This window comes from Oceaniglobus sp. K40-3 (assembly GCF_055808395.1).
The window spans coordinates 1,774,071-1,794,481 of sequence record NZ_CM147868.1 but is presented as its reverse complement, the minus strand read 5'-3'; the positions used below and the strand labels follow the sequence as shown (position 1 = coordinate 1,794,481).

Annotated in this window: 18 protein-coding genes and 6 pseudogenes; 2 read left to right on the top strand and 22 right to left on the bottom strand. The window is 62.6% G+C overall.

All coding sequences use genetic code 11. The features are described 5' to 3' along the window. Positions 1–6: 6 nt before the first annotated feature. From AC0L7P_RS09320 to AC0L7P_RS09215, 22 genes and pseudogenes are all read right to left on the bottom strand, one after another. Positions 7–3,908, bottom strand: a pseudogene (locus AC0L7P_RS09320) (baseplate multidomain protein megatron). Then, positions 3,908–4,354, bottom strand: a complete 447-nt coding sequence (locus AC0L7P_RS09315; protein ID WP_473432577.1) for an NlpC/P60 family protein — start codon at positions 4,352–4,354, stop codon at positions 3,908–3,910. Before AC0L7P_RS09315 ends, AC0L7P_RS09320 begins: the two are co-directional and overlap by 1 nt. Next, positions 4,351–5,251 (bottom strand): annotated as a pseudogene (locus AC0L7P_RS09310) (DUF2163 domain-containing protein). Before AC0L7P_RS09310 ends, AC0L7P_RS09315 begins: the two are co-directional and overlap by 4 nt. After that, positions 5,251–5,883, bottom strand: coding sequence for a phage distal tail protein, Rcc01695 family (locus AC0L7P_RS09305; RefSeq protein ID WP_473432576.1), 633 nt, complete (start codon positions 5,881–5,883; stop codon positions 5,251–5,253). The pseudogene AC0L7P_RS09310 and the gene AC0L7P_RS09305 overlap by 1 nt, the downstream one beginning before the upstream one ends. A 10-nt stretch (positions 5,884–5,893) precedes the next feature. After that, positions 5,894–6,553, bottom strand: coding sequence for a phage tail tape measure protein (locus AC0L7P_RS09300; RefSeq protein ID WP_473432575.1), 660 nt, complete (start codon positions 6,551–6,553; stop codon positions 5,894–5,896). Next, positions 6,534–6,746: a rcc01693 family protein gene (locus tag AC0L7P_RS09295; RefSeq protein ID WP_473432574.1), complete on the bottom strand. Its 213-nt coding sequence runs from the start codon at positions 6,744–6,746 to the stop codon at positions 6,534–6,536. The genes AC0L7P_RS09300 and AC0L7P_RS09295 overlap by 20 nt, the downstream gene beginning before the upstream one ends. Further along, positions 6,736–7,044: a gene transfer agent family protein gene (locus AC0L7P_RS09290; RefSeq protein WP_473432573.1), complete on the bottom strand. Its 309-nt coding sequence runs from the start codon at positions 7,042–7,044 to the stop codon at positions 6,736–6,738. Before AC0L7P_RS09290 ends, AC0L7P_RS09295 begins: the two co-directional genes overlap by 11 nt. Positions 7,045–7,067: 23 nt before the next feature. Then, positions 7,068–7,479, bottom strand: a pseudogene (locus AC0L7P_RS09285) (phage major tail protein, TP901-1 family). A gap of 24 nt (positions 7,480–7,503) precedes the next feature. Continuing rightward, positions 7,504–7,914 carry a DUF3168 domain-containing protein gene (locus tag AC0L7P_RS09280; RefSeq protein WP_473432572.1) on the bottom strand — a complete coding sequence of 137 codons (411 nt, stop codon included), beginning with the start codon at positions 7,912–7,914 and terminating at the stop codon, positions 7,504–7,506. Next, positions 7,911–8,249 (bottom strand): head-tail adaptor protein, encoded by a 339-nt coding sequence (locus AC0L7P_RS09275; protein ID WP_473432571.1) that lies wholly within the window; start codon positions 8,247–8,249, stop codon positions 7,911–7,913. Before AC0L7P_RS09275 ends, AC0L7P_RS09280 begins: the two co-directional genes overlap by 4 nt. Beyond that, entirely contained in the window at positions 8,246–8,836 is a 591-nt protein-coding gene (locus AC0L7P_RS09270) for a head-tail connector protein (RefSeq protein ID WP_473432570.1), read from the bottom strand. Before AC0L7P_RS09270 ends, AC0L7P_RS09275 begins: the two co-directional genes overlap by 4 nt. Positions 8,837–9,010: 174 nt before the next feature. After that, positions 9,011–10,189 carry a phage major capsid protein gene (locus AC0L7P_RS09265; RefSeq protein WP_473432569.1) on the bottom strand — a complete coding sequence of 393 codons (1,179 nt, stop codon included), beginning with the start codon at positions 10,187–10,189 and terminating at the stop codon, positions 9,011–9,013. Positions 10,190–10,244: 55 nt separating this feature from the next. After that, positions 10,245–10,793, bottom strand: coding sequence for an HK97 family phage prohead protease (locus AC0L7P_RS09260; protein WP_473432568.1), 549 nt, complete (start codon positions 10,791–10,793; stop codon positions 10,245–10,247). A gap of 2 nt (positions 10,794–10,795) precedes the next feature. Beyond that, positions 10,796–11,970 (bottom strand): annotated as a pseudogene (locus AC0L7P_RS09255) (phage portal protein). A gap of 168 nt (positions 11,971–12,138) precedes the next feature. Further along, positions 12,139–13,512, bottom strand: a pseudogene (locus AC0L7P_RS09250) (DNA-packaging protein). After that, positions 13,433–13,762 carry a hypothetical protein gene (locus AC0L7P_RS09245; RefSeq protein WP_473432567.1) on the bottom strand — a complete coding sequence of 110 codons (330 nt, stop codon included), beginning with the start codon at positions 13,760–13,762 and terminating at the stop codon, positions 13,433–13,435. The pseudogene AC0L7P_RS09250 and the gene AC0L7P_RS09245 overlap by 80 nt, the downstream one beginning before the upstream one ends. 209 nt (positions 13,763–13,971) lie before the next feature. Beyond that, on the bottom strand, positions 13,972–15,126 hold the full coding sequence (gene mltG, locus AC0L7P_RS09240; protein ID WP_473432566.1) for an endolytic transglycosylase MltG: 1,155 nt from the start codon (positions 15,124–15,126) through the stop codon (positions 13,972–13,974). After that, positions 15,126–16,386 (bottom strand): annotated as a pseudogene (gene fabF, locus AC0L7P_RS09235) (beta-ketoacyl-ACP synthase II). The gene mltG and the pseudogene fabF overlap by 1 nt, the downstream one beginning before the upstream one ends. A gap of 180 nt (positions 16,387–16,566) precedes the next feature. Next, entirely contained in the window at positions 16,567–16,800 is a 234-nt protein-coding gene (locus AC0L7P_RS09230; RefSeq protein ID WP_066009325.1) for an acyl carrier protein, read from the bottom strand. A gap of 213 nt (positions 16,801–17,013) precedes the next feature. Continuing rightward, positions 17,014–17,751: a 3-oxoacyl-[acyl-carrier-protein] reductase gene (fabG, locus tag AC0L7P_RS09225; RefSeq protein ID WP_473435428.1), complete on the bottom strand. Its 738-nt coding sequence runs from the start codon at positions 17,749–17,751 to the stop codon at positions 17,014–17,016. A 22-nt stretch (positions 17,752–17,773) separates the two neighbouring features. Next, positions 17,774–18,706, bottom strand: a complete 933-nt coding sequence (fabD, locus tag AC0L7P_RS09220; protein WP_473432565.1) for an ACP S-malonyltransferase — start codon at positions 18,704–18,706, stop codon at positions 17,774–17,776. Between the two features lie 213 nt (positions 18,707–18,919). Then, positions 18,920–19,654: a hypothetical protein gene (locus AC0L7P_RS09215; RefSeq protein ID WP_473432564.1), complete on the bottom strand. Its 735-nt coding sequence runs from the start codon at positions 19,652–19,654 to the stop codon at positions 18,920–18,922. Between the two features lie 151 nt (positions 19,655–19,805). On the opposite strand from AC0L7P_RS09215, the gene rpsF reads away from it, so the two are divergent. Both rpsF and rpsR read left to right on the top strand, forming a co-directional pair. Continuing rightward, positions 19,806–20,159 carry a 30S ribosomal protein S6 gene (rpsF, locus tag AC0L7P_RS09210; RefSeq protein ID WP_473432563.1) on the top strand — a complete coding sequence of 118 codons (354 nt, stop codon included), beginning with the start codon at positions 19,806–19,808 and terminating at the stop codon, positions 20,157–20,159. Positions 20,160–20,176: 17 nt separating this feature from the next. Next, positions 20,177–20,404 (top strand): 30S ribosomal protein S18, encoded by a 228-nt coding sequence (gene rpsR, locus AC0L7P_RS09205; protein ID WP_099823931.1) that lies wholly within the window; start codon positions 20,177–20,179, stop codon positions 20,402–20,404. The last annotated feature ends 7 nt before the right edge of the window (positions 20,405–20,411 follow it).

The following is a 20,411-nucleotide window of genomic DNA, read 5'->3' as shown; positions in this document are numbered from 1 at the left end:
CCCGGCCTAGCCAACAAAGACCGCCCGCCTATACAGCCCCGGCCCGAACCGGTCAGACACCTGCGCAACCTCAATGGCAAAGGGCGCCACCGCCCCGTCCGCCGCCTGTTGTGCGGCGTCATAGGTCCATTGTGGCGCGGTGACAGTGGCTTGTCGCAACACCGTGCCATTCTGCACCACCCGCAAGGCATAGACCTCGCTCGCTTCGCCCAAAGGCACATCGGTTTCTCCCCATGGATCACCGTCGATCCGCGTGCGTCTGATCCACGTCGCGGTGATGTCGCCCGCCACCTTGCGCAGCCGCAGATGCACCGGCGCATAGGGGCGCAACCCGACCCCATCAAAGGCACGCACCTGTTCGGCAAAGATCGGATCGTCCAACGGACGCCCCGCCGGGCCGATCCGGTAATGGCGCGCCAACCCGCGATTGGAGGAGTCGAGGCTGATCTGATTCACGGCGGTATTCAACAGAACAACCCGGCTGCCCACTGGCCACTCAAAGGGGATCAAGGCATCGGTCCCCGCCTGCCCCCGCAGCCGCTGGCTCAGGTCATACTTACGATCGCCGACCAGATCGGCCTGCCCAAACTGGAACACTTCCCAAGCGTCATCCTCGCCGGTTCCAATCGCCATGGCGTTATGGCCCGCAAGAAGCCGGTTCATGGTGATCGATTCCAGCGCCCCGCTCAGCAAACGCACCCGCAAGGGCGCGCCATTGTCCAACAGCCCCGTTTGGGCCGCCGTCATCACGCTTTCGGTCACGCCCATGGTGGCTTGCGCCGAAATCAGCCTGTTCAGCGTAAACCCATCCTCAAGCGCGGAATCGTATACTGCAACCGATCCCGGCCAAGGCCGCCCCGTCACCGCGATATGGGGGGCGTGCGGCACCTCGTTGCCGCTTAACAGGGGCAGATCCAGAAACACCGGCAACACCGGCACCGGGGCCACAAAGGGCGCAAGGCGCACTGCCGTATCCACAGCATCGCTTGGCTCATACAGCTCGGGTTCAATCCGCACCGCCTCGATCATCTGTTGTCCGGCCTGTTCGATATGATCCAGCCGATACAGCGCGCCCCGCACCTTCAGGACATCGCCAGCACCAAAGCCCAGTTGCGACAGCGGCAGCGCAAAGCGCAACTTGTCGCGCGCCACCCGGGATTCCGCCAACCAGCGTTCAACGATCCCCGTCGCCTCGGCCCGGGTCAGGACCAGCGGAAATTCCGATTGCGCCACGCCAAAACTGCGCTCGTCGGGGAAAATCGCCTCGGCAGCCTGAACCTCAAAATCACCATCCGCCGCAACGAAATTCAACCGCAGCCGCCCCACGGTATCAGCCTCGGGGTTGCGTACGGCGTCAATGTCGCCGTCCAATTCGCCGGTCACCACCACGCGCTCGGGGTCAACCTGCCCGATTTCACGCCCGTCCCGGGATTGAAACAGCAGCTTTCCCTCGCGCTCGATGGCGTCAAACCCATAGGCCATCATCAGCGGCTGAAGCCGCGCGCGCGCCCCGCTGACATCGCCAATCACGAACCCACGGACCACATCATACAGGCGGCTGACATCCACATCGCGCACACCAGATTGCGCGCAAATCTCGCGCACCACCGAAGACAACGCCCGCGCTGTCGCCCGCCCGGCGATCCAATGCCCCCGGGCGTAATTCTCACCGTCGCTCCACAGGTCAGCATTCCCGGGAAAAAACGGATAGGGCCGCGCATCCCATGCCCAGACATGGCCGCGCGACATATCCACCATCGGCCCGCCATATTGCTCGGACACCGGGTTATTTGCCGGGTCGGACCAATAGCATTGCATCGCCCGCAGATATTGCATCTGCATCAAGTCATCGCGCCGCCCGGTGGAATATTTCGGCAGATCGCTTTCGCTTGATTTCGGGTCCAGAAACTTGTTGGGCTGGTTGGCCCCCTTGTCGATGGCGGCACACCCGTATTCGGTGAACCAGATCGGCTTGCTGCCCGGTTCCCAATTCGTTGGGGTTTGATCGCGCACACCGCCGCTGCGGTTGTAATGCTCGTTGCTCCACCAGCCTTTCAAATCCTTATACCGAAACACCCATGGTTCATCATAAGCCCCATCGGTGATCGGCGTGCGCAGTTGAATCGCCTCGGCCTCGGGGGCGTGGTAATACCAATCATACCCTTCACCACCCGCGATATTGGACTTGAGATAGTCGAGATTATAGACCGCGCCCCAATCCGCATCGGCATGATCAAACCCGTCACGCCAATCGGCCAATGGCATATAATTGTCGATTCCGATGAAATCGGTTTCCGAATCTGCCCACAACGGATCGAGATGAAAGAATACATCACCCGATCCATCCTGCGGATGATAGCCGAAATATTCCGACCAATCAGCGGCATAGCCGATCTTGCAATCCGACCCGACGATGGCACGAACATCCTGCACCAACTGACGCATGGCCTCGACCGCCGGAAAACTGCCCCCAGCACCCCGGATCTGGGTCAGCGCCCGCATCTCTGTGCCAACGCAGAATGAATCAACCCCCCCGCAGCCGCACACAGGTGGGCGTAATGCAGGATGAACCGGCGGTAAGAAAACTCAGCCGGACCGGTGTAATCAACGCCATCGTCTGTCACCGTGAAATCAGCCCCCGACGCCACACCGAAAAACGCCGCGACCTCGGCCTCGGCCTGCGCCGTTTTATCGGGCGAACCATCCCGCCCCGGGGCCACCGAAAGCGTGATCCGCCCGCGCCATGGCAGAATGGGCTGATCATCCGCACCGGAATAAGGGTCAGGCAACCCGTTGTCCGCCAACTGCTCCATCAGGATAAACGGATAAAACATCACCGCCTGACCGGCATCGCACAGGGCCGTGATCGCCTCTTTCACCGATTGATCAGTCGGGGTGCCGCCATAAATCACCTTGCCGTCCACCTTGGCCAACGGCACTGCCGAAGAGCGGGTCAGGCCCGAAACCGTCCAGGGCATTTCAACCCCTTCGAATTCCCCCTGCTCCACCTTCGGCGCAATCTCACAACTGCCACACCGCAGGTCATTGCCGAACCACGACACGACCAGCGATGTCGCGCCACAATTCGGCAGTTCCTCTCTCAAAGCATCCACCGACGCCGCGAAATCGGTTTTCCCCAAGGGCGAATTGATGTTGATAAAACTCGAAACCCCCGGTTCCTGCTGAAACCGCACCGGCGTGGTGGCCAGGGCATATTCCCCGGTTCCGGGCATCAACGCCACGCCCTGCACGCTGCGCGCCAGATCCGGCATACCGCCCTGCGCGGTCGGTTCCGGGCGCATCACCTCAAAGCTGAATTGCGGCACACGGTTGCCATAGGGCGCAAGATCCAGATCCTCGAACACCACATAGGCGATGCCGCGATAGGCCGGCACATTGCCAGCCCCCTCGACGGCCTCGATCTTGGGGTCGGGCAGTTGGTTCTGCGATCCCGGATAAACCCGGATATTCAGATCGTCCAGACTGGCCTCGGCCCCGTCGATCCACACCCGACCCACGCGTGAAATCTCACCGGCGCACAGGGCTATGGCAAGCGACACACAATAACTATAGCTGGTCGTGCTTGGCCCGCTGGGCGCACCCTTGCCCCCGCCGCTGGTCGCGGTTTTTTCCAGGAACTTCGACGCCCAGATCACCTGCCCCGAAATCCGGCTGCGACCAAACACCTGATTGACCGGCGCGCCCTCGCTGGCCCCCGTCAGCCGAAACCGTTCCACCTTACCGGTTTCCACCGCCTGTGACCCTGCCCCAAGGATCGACTGGTCAATTACACGGCCCAGAGTGGCCCCCACCGCCCTGCCGATCACAACAGACGACAACCCCAGAACGCCGCCACCAAGGCTCGCGCCCGCCGCCGCACCAATTGCGGAAAGAACAATCGTGGCCATCAAAGCCTCCTGTCAGGAAATGCAAAGCGCGCCACGATGCGGCGCCGCCAAGGGGCGCTCAGCGGGCTTTCGATCACCCCATGCCCGGAATAAGCATGGATGAACGACGCCCGCGCACCAGTCTCCGAAATCACACCCAGATGTTTGGCAACGCCGCTGTCGCGCATCCGAAACAACACCACATCGCCAGCGGCCAAATCGCCCAATGGCTGTTCCGCCAAATGCGCCCGCGCCGCCTGCCACAGCCGCTCTTGTCGCTGCGGTTCCGACCAATCTGGCGTATAGGCAGGCACCGCCGCCGGTTCATGCCCGTTCAACCCTCGCCAAATGCCCCGGATCAGGCCCAGACAATCGGCCCCGGCCCCAAGGCAGGACGCCTGATGCAAATAAGGTGTGCCGATCCACTGGCGCGCAATGGTGACGGCCCCGGGGTTCCCCACGCTCATCCGTCCCACCTCCTTGTTGACAGCGAACCACCCGAATTGTCATCACCGCTTGACGGATAGGCCATAAGCCAGTCTTCACCGGGGATGTCGGGAAAGCCGCGAAAATTCAGGATGTTGTTGAATTTCAACCGGCAGGTTTTCACCCGCTTGTCGCACCCCGCCTCCAGCCGGATCATATCGCCTGGCGCAATCTCCAGCCGCAGTGCCTCCCACACCTCAATGGTGCGCCCCTTCGCGCTCAGCCGGTCGTTTTTGATGATTGCGACAATGCCCTTGGCCACTCCGCTTTCGACAATCAGCCGCCCGCGCTCAAACCAGCGGTCATCAAATCCATCCAGTGCCGCGAAGCGAAAAATTTGCGCCCCTCCACCACCTCCACCGCCCGGGTTTCCACATAGCCGGGCGTGGACAAATCGAACCCGCAGTCGCCATCGCCCAGAACCGCCGAACAAGGTGCCTGATACACGCGCCCCTGCGGCTGGTTCAGCGCCTCGGTCAACCCGCGCAGCTCGGCGCGAAAGGCCCCCCTGCACGCTGGATTTCTCCCAGGGTGCCGCGAAACTGCAAAACCTGCTGCTCTGGCGCGGCCCAGTTCACCAGCCAGGCCAAAACCTCGGCGCCGTCGAACAGACCGGCGCGAATATCCTCCTCGCTGACCGACGCATCGCTCAGCACGCCCATCGCCTCGGAGTTGTCCACCGCCAGCCCGGTCGTCTGCTCCAATGCCCGCGCCGACATACCTTCCGAGGCCAGAAACACCTGTCCATCGAACCGCAATGTATCATCATGATCGGTAAACCCGAACCGCTCGCCATCCCGGCGCAGCACCTGCCAGCAACGGCACACACTCGTGGTGCCACTTTCCAGATGCGCCTGAAACTCCTCGGAAATTCCCATCAGATCCGCACCTCTACGATTGGCACGTTCGGCACATTGCCCGCCTTGAAACTGGCCACCGACACCTGAACAAGATCGGTATCAAACCGCACCGGCACGTCGAATTCAAACCCGGCCGTAATCTCGGCCCCCGCAGGTGGAACCTCGTAAAGCGTGACCAAACCCGTTGTCACATCCAGATCGAAATGCACCGCCTCGCGCAAAAGATCGCCCTCAAGGCCCAACGTCACGCTCCCCGCCAAGGGCTTGCGCACGGGGCGCACATAGGGGTTCACCCCCGCCTGATAGGTCTTGCTCAACTGAAAATCGGCAGACACACCATCCCCGTGGCCGATGATCTGATCGTTGTAATCCACGCTGCGCGACGCCGCGCAGGATTTGAAATCGGCCCAATCCTTCCAGCGAAACCCGTGCAACTGCCCGCGCCGCGCCTCGAAAAACGCCAACAGCAGCTCAACATCGTCCAGCGACCGCATCCCCAGCCCGGCGTCATACCGGCGGCGCGAATGGGACCACGGCGTGTTGCGCTCTTCAAACCCGTTGGCCAGCGTCACAACCTCGGTGCGCCGTTCCGGCCCACCGACCGATCCGAAGGACAGGTTCGCCGGAAACCGTATTTCATGGAATGACATGCTATTCTCCTCAGCGGTTGCGTTGGCCCTGCCCCAAGGCGCGGCCCATTCTTGCGGCGATCTGGCTTTGACTGCGTTGAAATCCCTGCACATCCGGCGTCGTGATATTCATCACCACCGTCACCGGGCCGCCCCCGCCAGCCGACCGCACGCCCAACCGCCCGTCAGCCCCGCGTGCCAGCGGCATGATCGCCTCTGGCCCCGCTTCGCCCATCAACCCGGTGCCACCGCGCATGGGAAAGGTCGTCGGCCCCGAAACAACACCGCCCTTGGCGAATGGCATGACGCGCCCCTGGGAAAAACTGCCGCCCTTCTCAAACGGCAACAGCCCGTTCACCAACCCCTCCACTCCGGTGGCCAACAGCCCGCCAAAATGCTTGCTCACCGGGCGCATGGCGGCGTTATAGGCGGAATCCACCATGGATTGCGCCACGCCCTTCAACGCATCCGACAGCTTCATCCCGTCAAAGATCAGCCCGTCGAAACTCTTGCGCAGCCCCCGAGAAATACCGCTCGACAGCACGCTCACCTCGCGCCCGGTATCCGAGATTGTCGATTGCATCCGCCGCAACTCACCGTCAAACGCGGCGGCCATGGTGCTTGCCCCGCCAAGGGTTTGCTCCAACGTGATGATCTGATCCTCCAGATCGTCAATCTGTGCCGTTTCCATCGTGATCTCCTCCGTCATTGTCGGGATAACGCGCCGCCAGCGCGTTCAGACCCGCGCGGCCCATGGGGGCAGCACCGCCCCCGCGCCCCAACATCAGCATCAGCTCGGCTGGGGTCAGCGCCCAGAAATCGCGCGGCAACAGGCCCCGTTCACCAATCCCCGCGCGCATCAATCCGGGCCAGTCAAACCCCATGGTCCGCATCCCCCGGCAGGGCAAAGGCCCGCGCCAACAATGCGCCCGCCACCCGCGCCGCCTCAACCGGGCCGCCGCCGATCTTGGCACTCAGCAAATCGGCAGTACCGCCCCGCCAACCACCCCCGCGCAGGCCCGCCACGACCAGTGCCAGAACATCGCGCGTGGAAAACCGCCCCGCCTCGAACCGCTCCACCAGATCGACCAAGGTATCGACGCCCAACGACTCCTCAAGCTCGGCCAGCGCCCCAAGGGTCAGCCTGGCCTGCCTCACCTCACCATCCAGCGTCAGGGCCACCTCCCCGGCCCATGGGTTCCCGCTCACAGCGCGACAAAGTCCAGCGCGCCGGCCGAGGCGAGCGAGATTTCATAACTCGCCTCGCCATTATGCGCCCCGGCATATTCCAGCGATGTCACCTGAAACGCGCCCGACACGATGCCGAAATCCGGGATGATTACCTGAAAATCCGGGGTCAGCCCGTCAAAGAAAATCTGCCGCGCCCTTGCGTCGGTATCACTGTCCTTGAACACCCCCGACCCCGATATCGAGGCCGATTTCACCCCGGCCCCCGACAGCAATTCACGCCACCCCCTGGGATTCCAGCGATGTCACATCCACGCTTTCCGCGTTAAAGGAAATCCGCGTAGCGCGCAGCCCCGCGATGGTTTCAAATTGTCCGGCCCCGGTCAGGTCCAGCTTGATCAACAGGTCTTTGCCGTTTTGCGCAGCCATATCATTCACTCCGTTCGGTTAGATTCAGTTGTCTTGTGTCTGGGCGCGAAACCGCAGATCGATACGGCGTTGATCGCCGCTGCCCACCCGGCGCGCCCGGGCTTTCAGAAACCACAGCCCCACAATGCGCCCCCGGCTCAGCACCGGCGTGGCCCCCAGAAGGGCATCCGAAACCGCACCCGCCGCCGCCTTTGCCGTGGAAAACCCGGGCACATCCGCGATCACGCTGATCGTCAGATCATGCAGCGCGCCGCCCGCGTCCTTGTCGGACCGGTCGCGCACATCCTCATCGCCCAAAACCACATAGATCGCGGGCAAGGCCCCCGCCGGAACAGCATCGTAAATATCGCTGCCCACAATCGCCCCAAGGGCCGTATCACCCTGCAATGTTTGAAAAACAGCCGCCTGCAACGGGCCGGAAATACCATAGCTCACAGCGCCACCTCCTCATGGGCATAGCAGATCAGATAGGTGCCGCCCGGCACCACCTCGCTGACCGCATCAATCACAAAGAACCGCGCGCCATCACGAAACCGCTGGCCCGGAACAGGCCGCGCCGCCGCGCCCTGTGGTGCACCGCGCACCGTGATGCGATAGGTGATCCGCGACATCGCAACCTCTTCGCCCCCGGTACTGCGCCCGGACCGGATCCGCAAATCAGCCCATAACGTGCCCAGCGCCTGCCAGCTTTGCGTGAATCCCCCGGCACCGTCCGCCACCCCAACCGCGCCTTCCAGCACCAGCTTGCGGCTCAACTGCACGCCGCTCATACCCGCACCCCGCCCGAAATCCGCAACCGGCGATACCGGCTCAGCAGCCCTGAAACCATGACAGGCAGCACGTCAGACTCCTCCGCATCACGCGTTTCGTAATACCGCGCCGCCAGCATCAGCACCGCCTGCGCCATATCGCCCGGAACATCGGCCCATGCCCCGTATCCGGCAGTGAATGAAACCTCGGCCTGCCCAGCCAAGGGAATGCGCGGCAGGGTATATCCGGCAGAAATCAGCAACGGCGCATGGTCATCCCGGATCAACCGATACCGCGCCCCATCAATCACCACCTGCGCCCCGCTCCGGTCTGAAATCGCCAGTTGCGTAACCGCAACCACCGGGGCAACCGGCAGCACCAACCGCGACAGATCGCGCCATTCTCCAAGGCGCAGCGTGAAATCCCGCACCAGAATTGCCTTGCTGCAATGCCCCTCGATCCGGGCCAGCGCGGCCCGCAGACAGATTTCCAGCACACCGTCCTGCAAACTGTCGTCACCAAATCCGGTCCCCAGGCGAAGATGGTCACGGAACTGCGCAACCGGCAGTGCAGCACTCGCCACGGATGTCACTTCGACTATATTCATGGAAAAACTCCGAAATTCCGAACCCTGCCGATCCGAGAAGGCCCGAAACGGTCGAATGATGGACGCGCACCTCCGCGCCGCACAGACGGAGGGAAGGCAGCTTTACGACGCGAAATCCTGCGGCACGCGCCCATGCAGGGCCGGACAGGCGAAACCGCCCGGCCCCCCCGGCCCTTACGAGACCGAGAACTTCAACAGCTTGATCGCGGCAAAATCGCTCACGTCGCCGCCCACGCGTTTGGTGGCATAGAACAACACATGAGGCTTGGCGCTGAACGGGTCGCGCAGGATGCGCAGGTCCGGGCGTTCGGCAATGGTATAGCCCGCACCAAAATCGCCAAAGGCAATCGCATGGGCATCGCTGGCAATGTCGGGCATATCCTCGGCGATCAGCACGGGATAGCCCAACAGCCGCGCAGGCTCACCCGCGGCCAGACCGTCGGACCACAGGAACCGCCCGTCGTTGTCCTTCAGCTTGCGCACCACCCCGGCGGTCTTGCTGTTCATCACAAACGACCCGTTGGCGCGATACTGCGCGCCCAGCGCATAGACCAGATCAACCAGCGAATCCGCGCCGTCAAACGCCCCATCAGCGCCCGTGGCGACATAGCCCAGCTTATCCCAGGCCCAGACCGCATCGTCCACGATGGTATGGGTCAGAAACCCCGTGGGCTTGTCCACACCGTCACCGCTTACAAACGCCGCAGCCTCGGCACGGGCGAATTTGTCGGCGATCCGCCCGGCCAGCCAGCCCTCGATGTCAAACGCCGCATCGTCCAGCAAACGCTGGCTTGCCTTGGGCAGCGCCGAAAGCTCGTGCAAAGGAATGACGATGCGGTCGATCGCCGGCGTACCGGTTTCACTGGCCGATCCGGTTTCACTGGCCCAACCGGCACCAATATCGCTGGTGTCGATCAGCACATCATAAGATGTCGCCTCGACATTCAGCACATTCGCCACCGCCCGGATCGACGCCGTGGCCCGCAGCACCGATTGCACACTGGCCGAGGTCACCGGATCAACGAGATACCCACCATCCCCGTTCACCGCCGTGTTGAGCGACTTTCCGTCCAGCTCCAGCCCGCGAAATCCGTCATCATCGCCCGACCGCACATAGGCCTCAAACGCCTTTTGATGTGGCGCTTCGGTTTCGGCACTGCGCGCCAATGCGGGGCGGCCCGCCATCAATGTCTTACGATCCAGCATGTTCACTCGCTCTTCGGTTTGTTTAAGTTTGATCTCAACGCCGTCCTGAAAACGCTTCAGGTCGCCCACCAGCCCGTTCAACGCCCGGGCCACATCCTGTTCGGGCAGATCTTCTCTGACCCCAGACTTCGTCTCGGTTTTCTGCATTGCAGTTCCTTTTCAATAAGCGGGGTCAGCCCCGCATCTTGCTGATTGCGCGGGGTCAGTCCCGCGACAGCAGCCCGCGCGCGCCCTCAAGGGCCGCCGCCAGACCGCGCAGGGTGTCGGCCCCGGGGCTATCGCCCTTCGCCCCCACCCGCGCCTCGGGAAGCATGGGAAATGTCACCAAAGACACCTCCCACAGCTCCAATTCATGCAGATGCCGCTTGCCGCCCGCATCCTTGCTTGCCTTTTTGGTGCGGTATCCGATCGACAGCCCGTCAATCGCCCCCGCATTGATCAGCGCGATCGCCTCGCGCCCCTTGTCCACATCGGCCAGTATACGGCCCCTGACGAACAGGCCCCGCGCATCTTCGCGCACCTCGTCCCAGACGCCGATGGGTTGCGCCGGGTCATGCTGCCACAACATTTTCACCCGCCCGCCCTTGGCGTTCAGCCCGGCCAGTGATGCCGCATAGGCGCCCGCTGCCACCACATCGCCCCCCTGATCGCAGGCGCCAAACAGGCTGGCATACCCTTCAATCACCGATCCATCCGTGATCGACACATCCCCGCCAATCCGGCAGAACTTACGCTCCAAATCAAACTCCATCTTCACTCCTCACCCTCCAACGCAGGCAGGCCCAGCAGCGCCCGCTTTTCCACATCGCTCAGGAAACCGGCCCCCGCCACCCGCGCCCATTGCGCATCCCGCTCGCCACTCAGGGCGCTCACCTGATCCAGATCGTATTTCAGCTCCACCGCCTCACCGCTGAACCCGGCCAGCCAGTGAGACACCGCCGCACAAACCCTTGCCGCCAGGGGCAAAACCGTCAGCCGGTAAAACGCCCGGTGCGCCTCGGCGTAATTCGCATAGGTCGCATCGCCGGGGATGCCCAACAGCATCGGCGGCACCCCGAACGCCAGGGCAATTTCCCGCGCTGCCGCTTCCTTGGTTTTCTGAAATTCCATGTCCGATGGTGAAAACCCCATGGGTTTCCAATCCAGTCCGCCCTCCAGCAACATCGGCCGCCCGGCATTGCGCGCCCCCTGATGATGCGCCTCCATCTCGGCCACCAGCCGGTCATATTGATCCGTGCCCAACTGCCCCTGTCCATCGGCCCCGCGATATACAATCGCCCCAGACGGGCGCGCCGCATTGTCCAGCAACGCCTTGCTCCAGCGTGACGCCGCCGTGTGAACATCCAGCGCCTGCGCCGCCGCCTGCATGGGCGACAACCCGTAATGGTCATCCTGCGGATGGAACGATTTGATATGGCAGACCGGGCTTATCCCATCTTCCACCGAGAACCGATGCGCCTTGCCTCCCACGGAATACTCATACCCAACAGGCCAGCCATCCGCCCCGGGGATCAGCGTCATGCGATCAGACCGCAGCACATGCAGTTCCAGCGGCACGCCCCCCGCGCCCACCGCCTCAAGATACCCGTTCCCCGACAGCAACACCTGTCCGTAAAGCGCCTCGAACAATTCCGCCCGCCCCTGCCCGCCATTGGGCCGGTTGATCAGCGACAACACCGGATGCGCCCCGTACCGCGTTTCGGCATCCTGCAACACCAACGGCAAAGCCGCCGCCGCCTCGGAAATCAGCCGCACACAGCGAAACCCCACCGGATTGCCCACAAACCCCGACCGCGTCAGCGAAGCGGTGTCGCGCGCACTCCAGGCCACGCGCCCCGATCCCCCCAGGCCACGACCTTGCCCGTGGCCGATGCCTTGGCCTCGGGGGCCGCTGCCGGGGCTGATCGCTTCAGAAAATCAAACACCATGTTCCGCTCCTATGTGCGGACAACAGAAAACCGGGCCAGCGCCCCACATCGGGCGCAACCTGTTCTCATGCTGTCACTGTTCGGGGTCTTCCGGCCCCCTGGCCAGATGCCGCAGGGGGGCCACATCAACTTGTGCGATCACTTTCCCACAAAGGGTTAACCATCACACTAACGCAGCGTACGCACCTTCGGGGCCATCCGCGCAACAGAGGGCGCAAGAATCAGATCGTGCAGCGCCCAGACCAGGGCATCCACACGGTCCGGGCTGCCCGCGCCCTCAAATCCGGCGGTGGTCATGCGGCACATCTGTTCTTCCAGCGCACCCAGCCCCGGCATATGCGTCACCCGGCCCTGTTCATACAGCGCCGCCACAGGCTCGGCCCGGGCCACCTTGCCCCGCGTTGCATGGACCGCACGATAGGCGATCAGCGGGTCCACCTGGCGCACCACGGTTTCCACCAGATCGCCCCCCTGATTCACCTCAGCCACCAGCCGGTCGGCGTTCCACCGCTTCGCCGCCGCCACCGCCGCCTCGGCCCATTGCATGGGCGACGCCGCCGAAACGCTGGCATCCTCCAACACCACGGCGCGCCAGTCCTTCGGGCTCGCCTGTGGTGATCGCGCCAACCACGACGATGCCGCAATCATCCGATGATTTCCCGCCCGTCACCGGCGGGTCAACCGCCACAACGATGCGCGAAACCTCGGGCCGTTCAGACACCTTGCAGGCCTCCAAAGCGCCGATATTCCACAGCGCCCCTTCGGCATCTTCCAACAACTGTCCCTCCAGTTCCTGCCGCCCCAGCCGCGTGTCGTGATACCGCGCCACCACCTCATCCAGAAACGAACCCGCCAGATTGGCCCGGTTCGCGCTGGTCGGCGCCTGGGCCAGCACCGTCGACGGGTTGGCCAAAATCGACTTCAATACCGACACATTGCGCGGCGTCGTGGTCACGCACTGGCGCGGATCATCCCCCAGCCGCAAGGCAAACTGCAACATATCCCACGCCTCGTCCCCCTTCTTCCACTTGGCCAACTCGTCCACCCAGGCCGCATCAAACTGCGGCCCGCGCAGCCCCTCGGGTTCGTGCGCGGAAAACACCTGCGCCACCGCCCCGTTGGGCCAGACCAGCCGCTTGCGCCCCGCCTCCCACACCGGGCGACGGTCGGGGGCGAACAGGCCAGAATACCCGATTCTCCAAAAATCATCACCTCGCGCACCTGATCCTGGGTTTCCCCGATCAGCGCCACGCGCCGGGAACGCCCGGGATCAAGGGGCATGTTCCCCTCAACCTCGGCGCGCACCCATTCGGCCCCGGCGCGCGTCTTGCCCGCACCCCGGCCCCCCATGATCACCCATGTACGCCAATCGCCCCCGGGGGGCAGTTGATGCTCCATCGCCCAGAATTCAAACAGATAGGGAAGGCCCAGAAGGGCCTCCTCGCTTAATCCATCCAGAAACTCAGACTGGGCCGCGATGGGCGCGGAGGCGATCAAGCGCGCCCCCGATCTCACCGCGCACGGCGTCAAAGTCGATGGCATAGTCGTTAACGATTCCGCGGTTGCGCCGCTTAAGCTCTTCAACTTTTTTCCTTTCGTCAAAAAGGGTCTGCGTGGCGCGGGCATAATTGCCGGTGACACGCTTGATTTCAGCTTCGGAAATCTCCGTACATTCCCGAAAATAAAGGCGCATGGCGATCAGTTCTTCCAATGCACCGGCATAGTGTTCCTCGGCCTCCCGCAGCAAAAGCTGGGATGGTTCGGTCTCTCTCATCGTGTCGGCGTTCGCCATTATGTGGGCACCCATTTGCTAAGGAACCCCCGTCCGATCGCGCATAAAAAAAGCGACACAAGGCCGTCAGGCCAAGGTCGCTCTCATCATGTCGCGTCACTGCTTGATGGGTGTACCCCAACAGCGCGCAAAAGTCAATGTTTTCGTTTTATATCAGCAACCTAGCGTTCGGTCCCGTTAACAAATTCCTAACGGGACCGCCCAATCGCTCACTCGTTGGCGCGCTCGGCCTCGATCTCGCGCCAGCGCGCCACGTTGGCGTTATGCTCGGCCAGGGTCGTCGAAAACGCATGGCCGCCACTGCCATCGGCCACAAAGAACAGATAATCACTCTGCGCCGGGTTCACCGCCGCCTGAATGCTGGCCAGCCCCGGATTGGCGATGGGCGTCGGCGGCAACCCGTCGATCCGATAGGTGTTATACGGCGTGTCGCGGTCCAACTCGCTGCGCCGCAAACCCCGGCCCAGAACGCCCTGCCCCTTGGTGATGCCATAAATCACCGCCGGATCAGTCTGAAGCCGCATTCCCTTACGCAGGCGGTTCACAAACACCGCTGCAACCTCTTTGCGCTCAGACGGAACACCGGTTTCTTTCTCGATCAGCGATGCCAGAATCAACGCCTGTTCCGGCGTGCGCACCGGCAGATCATCGTCGCGGTTGCGCCAGGCTTCGGCCAACCGTTCATCCTGCGCCGCCCTCATCTGGGCGATCAACTCGGCCCGGTCCGCCCCCGGGCGCACCTCGTAACTGTCGGGCGCCAGAACGCCCTCATCGGGCACGGTCTCCACCTCACCGGTCAGGAATTCGGCGGCCTTCAGCCCCTCGACCACCTGCCAGCTTGTCACGCCTTCGGCCATGGAAATGCTGAACCGGGTGTCGGCCTGATCGCGCACCTTCAGATATTCGTCCGGGGCATCACCGGAAACCGGGTCAAACTCGGCCTTGCTGACAAAACGGTTTGTCACCGGATCCAGCTCGCGCACCCGCATTTGCAGGGCCGTCACCCCGATGTTCAGCACCACCGCCACCCCGCAGGTCGACGCCCCGCCACGGGTGATGATATCGACGATCTGCTCCATCGACGCTGCCTCAGGCACCAGAAAGCTCCCGGCCTTGAGCGCGCCCGACCGGTCGGAATAATCCGCCCCGATACGAAAGATGTAAGGGCTGGAAACAGCCCCCTGTTCGGCCAGATCCTCGGACACCCGCGGGATGGTGGACCCGCTTTCAACCTTCAGACAGATCGCCTGCGCCAGCGGCCCCTCGTTGGTGTATTGGGCCTTGCCCCAGGCCACCAGTGCACCGGCAGCAATCAGCAAAACAATGAAAAACGACAGGAAATTAGAAGCAATGTGACGCCACATCAGTCGGTAACCCGTCGCATGATCAGCGCGGCGTTGGTTCCGCCAAACCCGAACGAATTGGACAGCACCACGTCAATATCCCGCTCGACCTTGTGGTTTGCGGCCAGATCAATCACCGTTTCGGCGTCGGGATTTTCAAGGTTGATCGTCGGCGGTGCCACCTGATCGCGCATGGCCAGAATACAGAAGATCGCCTCGATCGCGCCCGCAGCGCCCAACAGATGCCCGGTCGAGGATTTGGTGGATGACATGGTCACCCCCCGCCGCATCGCCCAACAGCCGCTCGACCGCGCCCAACTCGATCGTGTCGGCCATGGTGCTGGTGCCGTGGGCGTTGACATAATCGATATCTGCCACGTCGATCCCGGCCCGGGCCACGGCGGCCCTCATCGCCCGCTCGGCGCCCTCGTGGTTGGGGGGCGGTGCGGTGATGTGATGGGCATCGCCCGACAGGCCATAGCCGATCACCTCGGCATAGATTTTCGCCCCCCGCGCCACCGCGTGTTCGTATTCCTCCAGCACCACAACCCCCGCGCCTTCGCCCATGACAAACCCGTCACGGTCGCGGTCCCAGGGGCGGCTGGCCTTGGTCGGATCATCGCCGCGCCCCGTGCTCAGGGCCTTGCAGGCGTTGAATCCGGCGATTCCGATCTCGGAAATCGGGCTTTCGGTTCCCCCCGCGATCATCACGTCAGCATCGCCCCATTGGATCAGGCGCGCGGCATCGCCGATGGCATGGGCGCCGGTAGAACAGGCCGTAACCACAGCGTGGTTCGGCCCCTTGAACCCATAACGGATGGAAACCTGACCACTCACCAGATTGATCAAAGCGCCGGGAATGAAAAACGGCGACACCCGCCGTGGCCCGCGCTCTTTCAGCAAAACGGCGGTTTCGGCAATGGATTGCAGCCCGCCGATTCCCGAACCGATCATCACACCGGTGCGAATGCGGTCTTCCTCGTCTTCGGGCATCCAGCCGGAATCTTCCACGGCCTGTTGCGCGGCGGCCATGCCATAAAGAATGAAATCGTCAACCTTGCGCTGCTCTTTCGGCTCCATGAATGCGTTGGCGTCAAACGTGCCGTCGCTGCCGTCGCCAACCGGAACTTCGCAGGCATATCCGGTGGCCAGGTGTCCGGCGTCGAATCGCTTGATCATACCGGCCCCCGATTGCCCGGCCAGAAGCCGGGTCCAGGTTGCATCGACACCGCTGGCCAGAGGGCTGACCATGCCCAATCCCGTGACAACAACTCGCCGCATATGCTTCTCCTCGCTAACGTCTTTTGCCGAAGTAATACACCGCCCCTCGCGGCGACGAAAGAGGCGGCGCACAGGCGGGCATCACGCCGCCGGGCCACCCCCGAAAATGGAAAAAGCGGCGCATCCAACCGGAAACACCGCTTTACAGTCTTGCCCCCGGACATTTCCGGGACGCCCCCCTCAGGAGGCTTCGGTGATGAACTTCACAGCATCGCCAAAGGTCTGGATGGTTTCGGCGGCGTCGTCGGGGATTTCGATCCCGAACTCTTCCTCAAAAGCCATGACCAATTCGACCGTATCCAGGCTGTCAGCGCCCAGGTCGTCGATGAACGAAGCGTTCTCGGTCACTTTATCTTCTTCAACGCCCAGATGCTCGACGACGATCTTCTTAACGCGATCTGCGATGTCGCTCATGTCACTTCCTCTTAGGTTCCTCGGGGAATTATGGCCCCGCTGTCAGTCCGACCCGTGGGCCACTCGTCCTACCATATGGCAGTCTTCTGCGGGTTCGCCAAGCGCTCCCGCGAAATTCGTGCGCCGCCTATATCATATCGTCTGGATAAGGCAATCGCTTTCACCTGCGGCCAAAACGCGGCCCCCACGGCCCGCCAATGGCCCGTGTTCCCGTCAATACATCGCCATGCCGCCGTTCACATGCAGGGTTGCGCCGGTGACATAACCGGCCTCGGAACTGGCCAGATAGAGCACCGCCGCGGCGATCTCATCCGCGTCCCCCATGCGCCCCGCCGGCACCTGTGTCAGCAGCGATTTCTTCTGATCTTCGGTTAAAACAGCCGTCATATCGGTCGTGATGAACCCGGGTGCGACAGCGTTCACCGTCACCCCCCGGCTGGCCACTTCCTGGGCCAGAGATTTCGCCATTCCGATCATTCCCGCCTTGCTGGCCGCATAATTGGCCTGCCCCGGATTTCCCGTGGTGCCGACAATGGACGAGATATTGATGACCCGCCCCCAACGGGCCTTCATCATGCCCCGCAACACCCCGCGCGTCAGCTTCATCGCGGCGGTCAGGTTGATTTCCAGCACCTTGTCCCACTGCTCATCGCTCATCCGCAGCATCAGGCCATCGGCGGTGATTCCCGCGTTGTTCACCAGAATATCCACTGCCCCCATCGCCTCTGTCGCCTGTTTTGGCAGGGCATCGACGGCCGCGCGATCCGACAGGTTGCAGGGCAGAACATGCGCCCGTTCGCCAAGGGATTGCGCCAATTCCTGCAAGGGGGCCTCGCGCGTGCCCGACAGGCCCACCGTGGCGCCCGCGCCGTGCAAGGTGCGCGCGACTGCGCCGCCCAGACCGCCCGAAGCCCCTGTAATCAGCGCGCATTTTCCCGTCAGATCAAACATCATTTTTCCGCTTTCGTCCCAATTAAGCCTCTCGCCGCGCCGCAACATCGTCTGGCGTGGCAACATTCACCACCTCCACATCCCTGGCGATGCGGCGAATCATACCCGACAGCGCCTTACCGGCGCCGATTTCCCAAAAACTGTTCACCCCCGCCCCGGCCATATTCGCCACGCTTTCACGCCAGCGCACAGCGCCGGTGATCTGCTGCACCAACAGGCCGCGAATCTCGTCCGGGTCGGAAACGGGCGCGGCGGTGACATTGCTGACCACCGGCACCTGTGGCGCAGCAATCGCCACATCCGCCAGGGCCGCCTCCATCGCCGTGGCTGCCGGGGCCATCAATGCACAGTGGAACGGCGCCGAGACCGGCAACAAGATCGCACGTTTCGCCCCTTTGCCCTTGGCCATCTCCACAGCCCGCTGCACCGCCGCCGTTTCGCCGGAAATAACCACCTGTGCCGGGTCATTGTCATTGGCCGCCTGACACACCTGGCCCTCCGCTGCCTCGGCCGCCAGTTCGGTTACCGCCGCCAGATCCAGGCCCAGAACCGCCGCCATGGCACCTTGTCCCACGGGCACGGCTGCCTGCATCGCCTCGCCGCGCAGGCGCAACAATCGCGCCGTATCGCCCAGGGTCAGCGCCCCGGCAGCCGTCAGCGCCGAATATTCGCCCAGGGAATGGCCCGCCACAAAAGCCGCCGTTGCAACGGTTATCCCCTCGGCTTCCAGCGCCCGCATGGCCGCGATCGAGGTTGCCATCAACGCCGGTTGGGCATTCGCGGTCAGGGTCAGGTCCTCGGCTGTTCCGTCCCAGATCAGCGCCGACAGCTTTTCACCAAGCGCGTCGTCCACCTCATCAAAAACGGCACGGGCCGCAGGATAGGCATCGGCCAGCGCCCGCCCCATCCCGACAGATTGGGCGCCCTGGCCCGGAAATACAAATGCACGGCTCATCCCATGGCGCTCCCTGTAAAATAGCGGCCTCTTTCAATGGTTAACGGATACAGTGCAATGGATGGGCGTGCAACTCGCACGGCAAGAGGGCGCAAGAACGCCCCAAAACTCAGCCGATTGTTCCGATCTGACGCAGGCGCATCATCAGAACAACGGGTCATGCCATACCGTTCAAGGTCAAATCGCGAATGCGCCCATCGGGATGGACGCCGGTCAGGCCGCTTGCATTCCGGCAACCGCAGCACCCTTTGCGGCATCGCTGCGGGGGATGGGGCGTTCACGTTGTGCGATGCTGCGCGCCTTGGCCAGATCAACGCTCATCCGGCGATGGACCGCTTCCAGCGCCTCGTTGTGGCTGACGCCCAGCAAAACAGCCTCATCTGCCCCGCGAATCCGCATGTAAAGGCAGGATGCCGCAGGTTCGGCCCGATTGCGTCGGATAAACAGGCTTTCCACTTCCGAGAAGGGGATACACATCATTTGCCGTTCGATACCGCTCGCCGCGCGCATGACCTGGCGAAATTCACAATGGATCAGATCAATCTGGCTTTCATATTGCGGGCGGGCCCGGGCGGCCCAGAACAGCATGATGGCCAGCGCTGCCAAGGCCATCGTCAGAATCAGTTTCAGGGGAAGAACATCGCCAGCATTGGCCGTACCGGGCAAAAGCCAGAACGCCCCCAAAGCCACCAGCGCCGCAATCGCAACAAACCGCATGACCCTTTCCCACATAACCACATATATCAGGGCATTATACCCCTGCGTAAGAACATAACCGCTGTACACATCGAACATCGACAATGTCGGTTGCGGGCCAGCGGGCGAAAGGGGCGAGCGTTTGGTCATGATTTCTACTACCAAGGTCCGGTTAACAAATCGGTAAAGGCCAATCTGGGCAGAAATGCGGCACGCCGATGCCGATTTGGCGACCCGACGTTTGCAGTCCAACGGTATTACCGGGGTTGCATCACCGCCCCGCCCCGCCTAAAAGCGCCCATCCTTCCGTGAGTATTTGCACCCTGCGCAGCCTCTCGTGACCGGCAACGGAAGGATTACCGCCGGGCTTTGAAGTGCGCTTGAACACAGAACAGGAGAGCACATGCCGCTTTATGAGCATGTCTTCATTTCCCGTCAGGATCTGAGCAACACTCAGGCCGAGGGATTGATCGAACATTTCAGCACGGTCCTTGCCGACAATGGCGGCAAGGTGGTTGATCACGAATATTGGGGCGTCAAAACGATGGCCTACAAGATCAACAAGAACCGCAAGGGCCACTATGCCTATCTGCGCACCGATGCCCCCGCCGCCGCAATTCAGGAAATGGAGCGACTGATGCGCCTCCATGACGACGTGATGCGCGTGCTGACCATCAAGATGGACGTGCTGCCCGAAGGCCCGTCGATCCAGATGCAAAAGCGCGACGAGCGTGAAACCCGCCGCGAACGCCGCTGAGCTAGAGGAGCTAACCCATGGCAACGAAACCATTTTTCCGCCGCCGCAAGGTCTGCCCGTTCTCTGGCGACAATGCACCGAAAATTGATTACAAGGACACGCGCCTTTTGCAACGCTACATCTCTGAGCGTGGCAAGATCGTGCCGTCCCGCATCACGGCCGTATCGGCGAAAAAGCAGCGTGAACTGGCCCGGGCCATCAAGCGCGCCCGCTTCCTCGCCCTGCTGCCCTATGCCGTGAACTGAGGAGCAA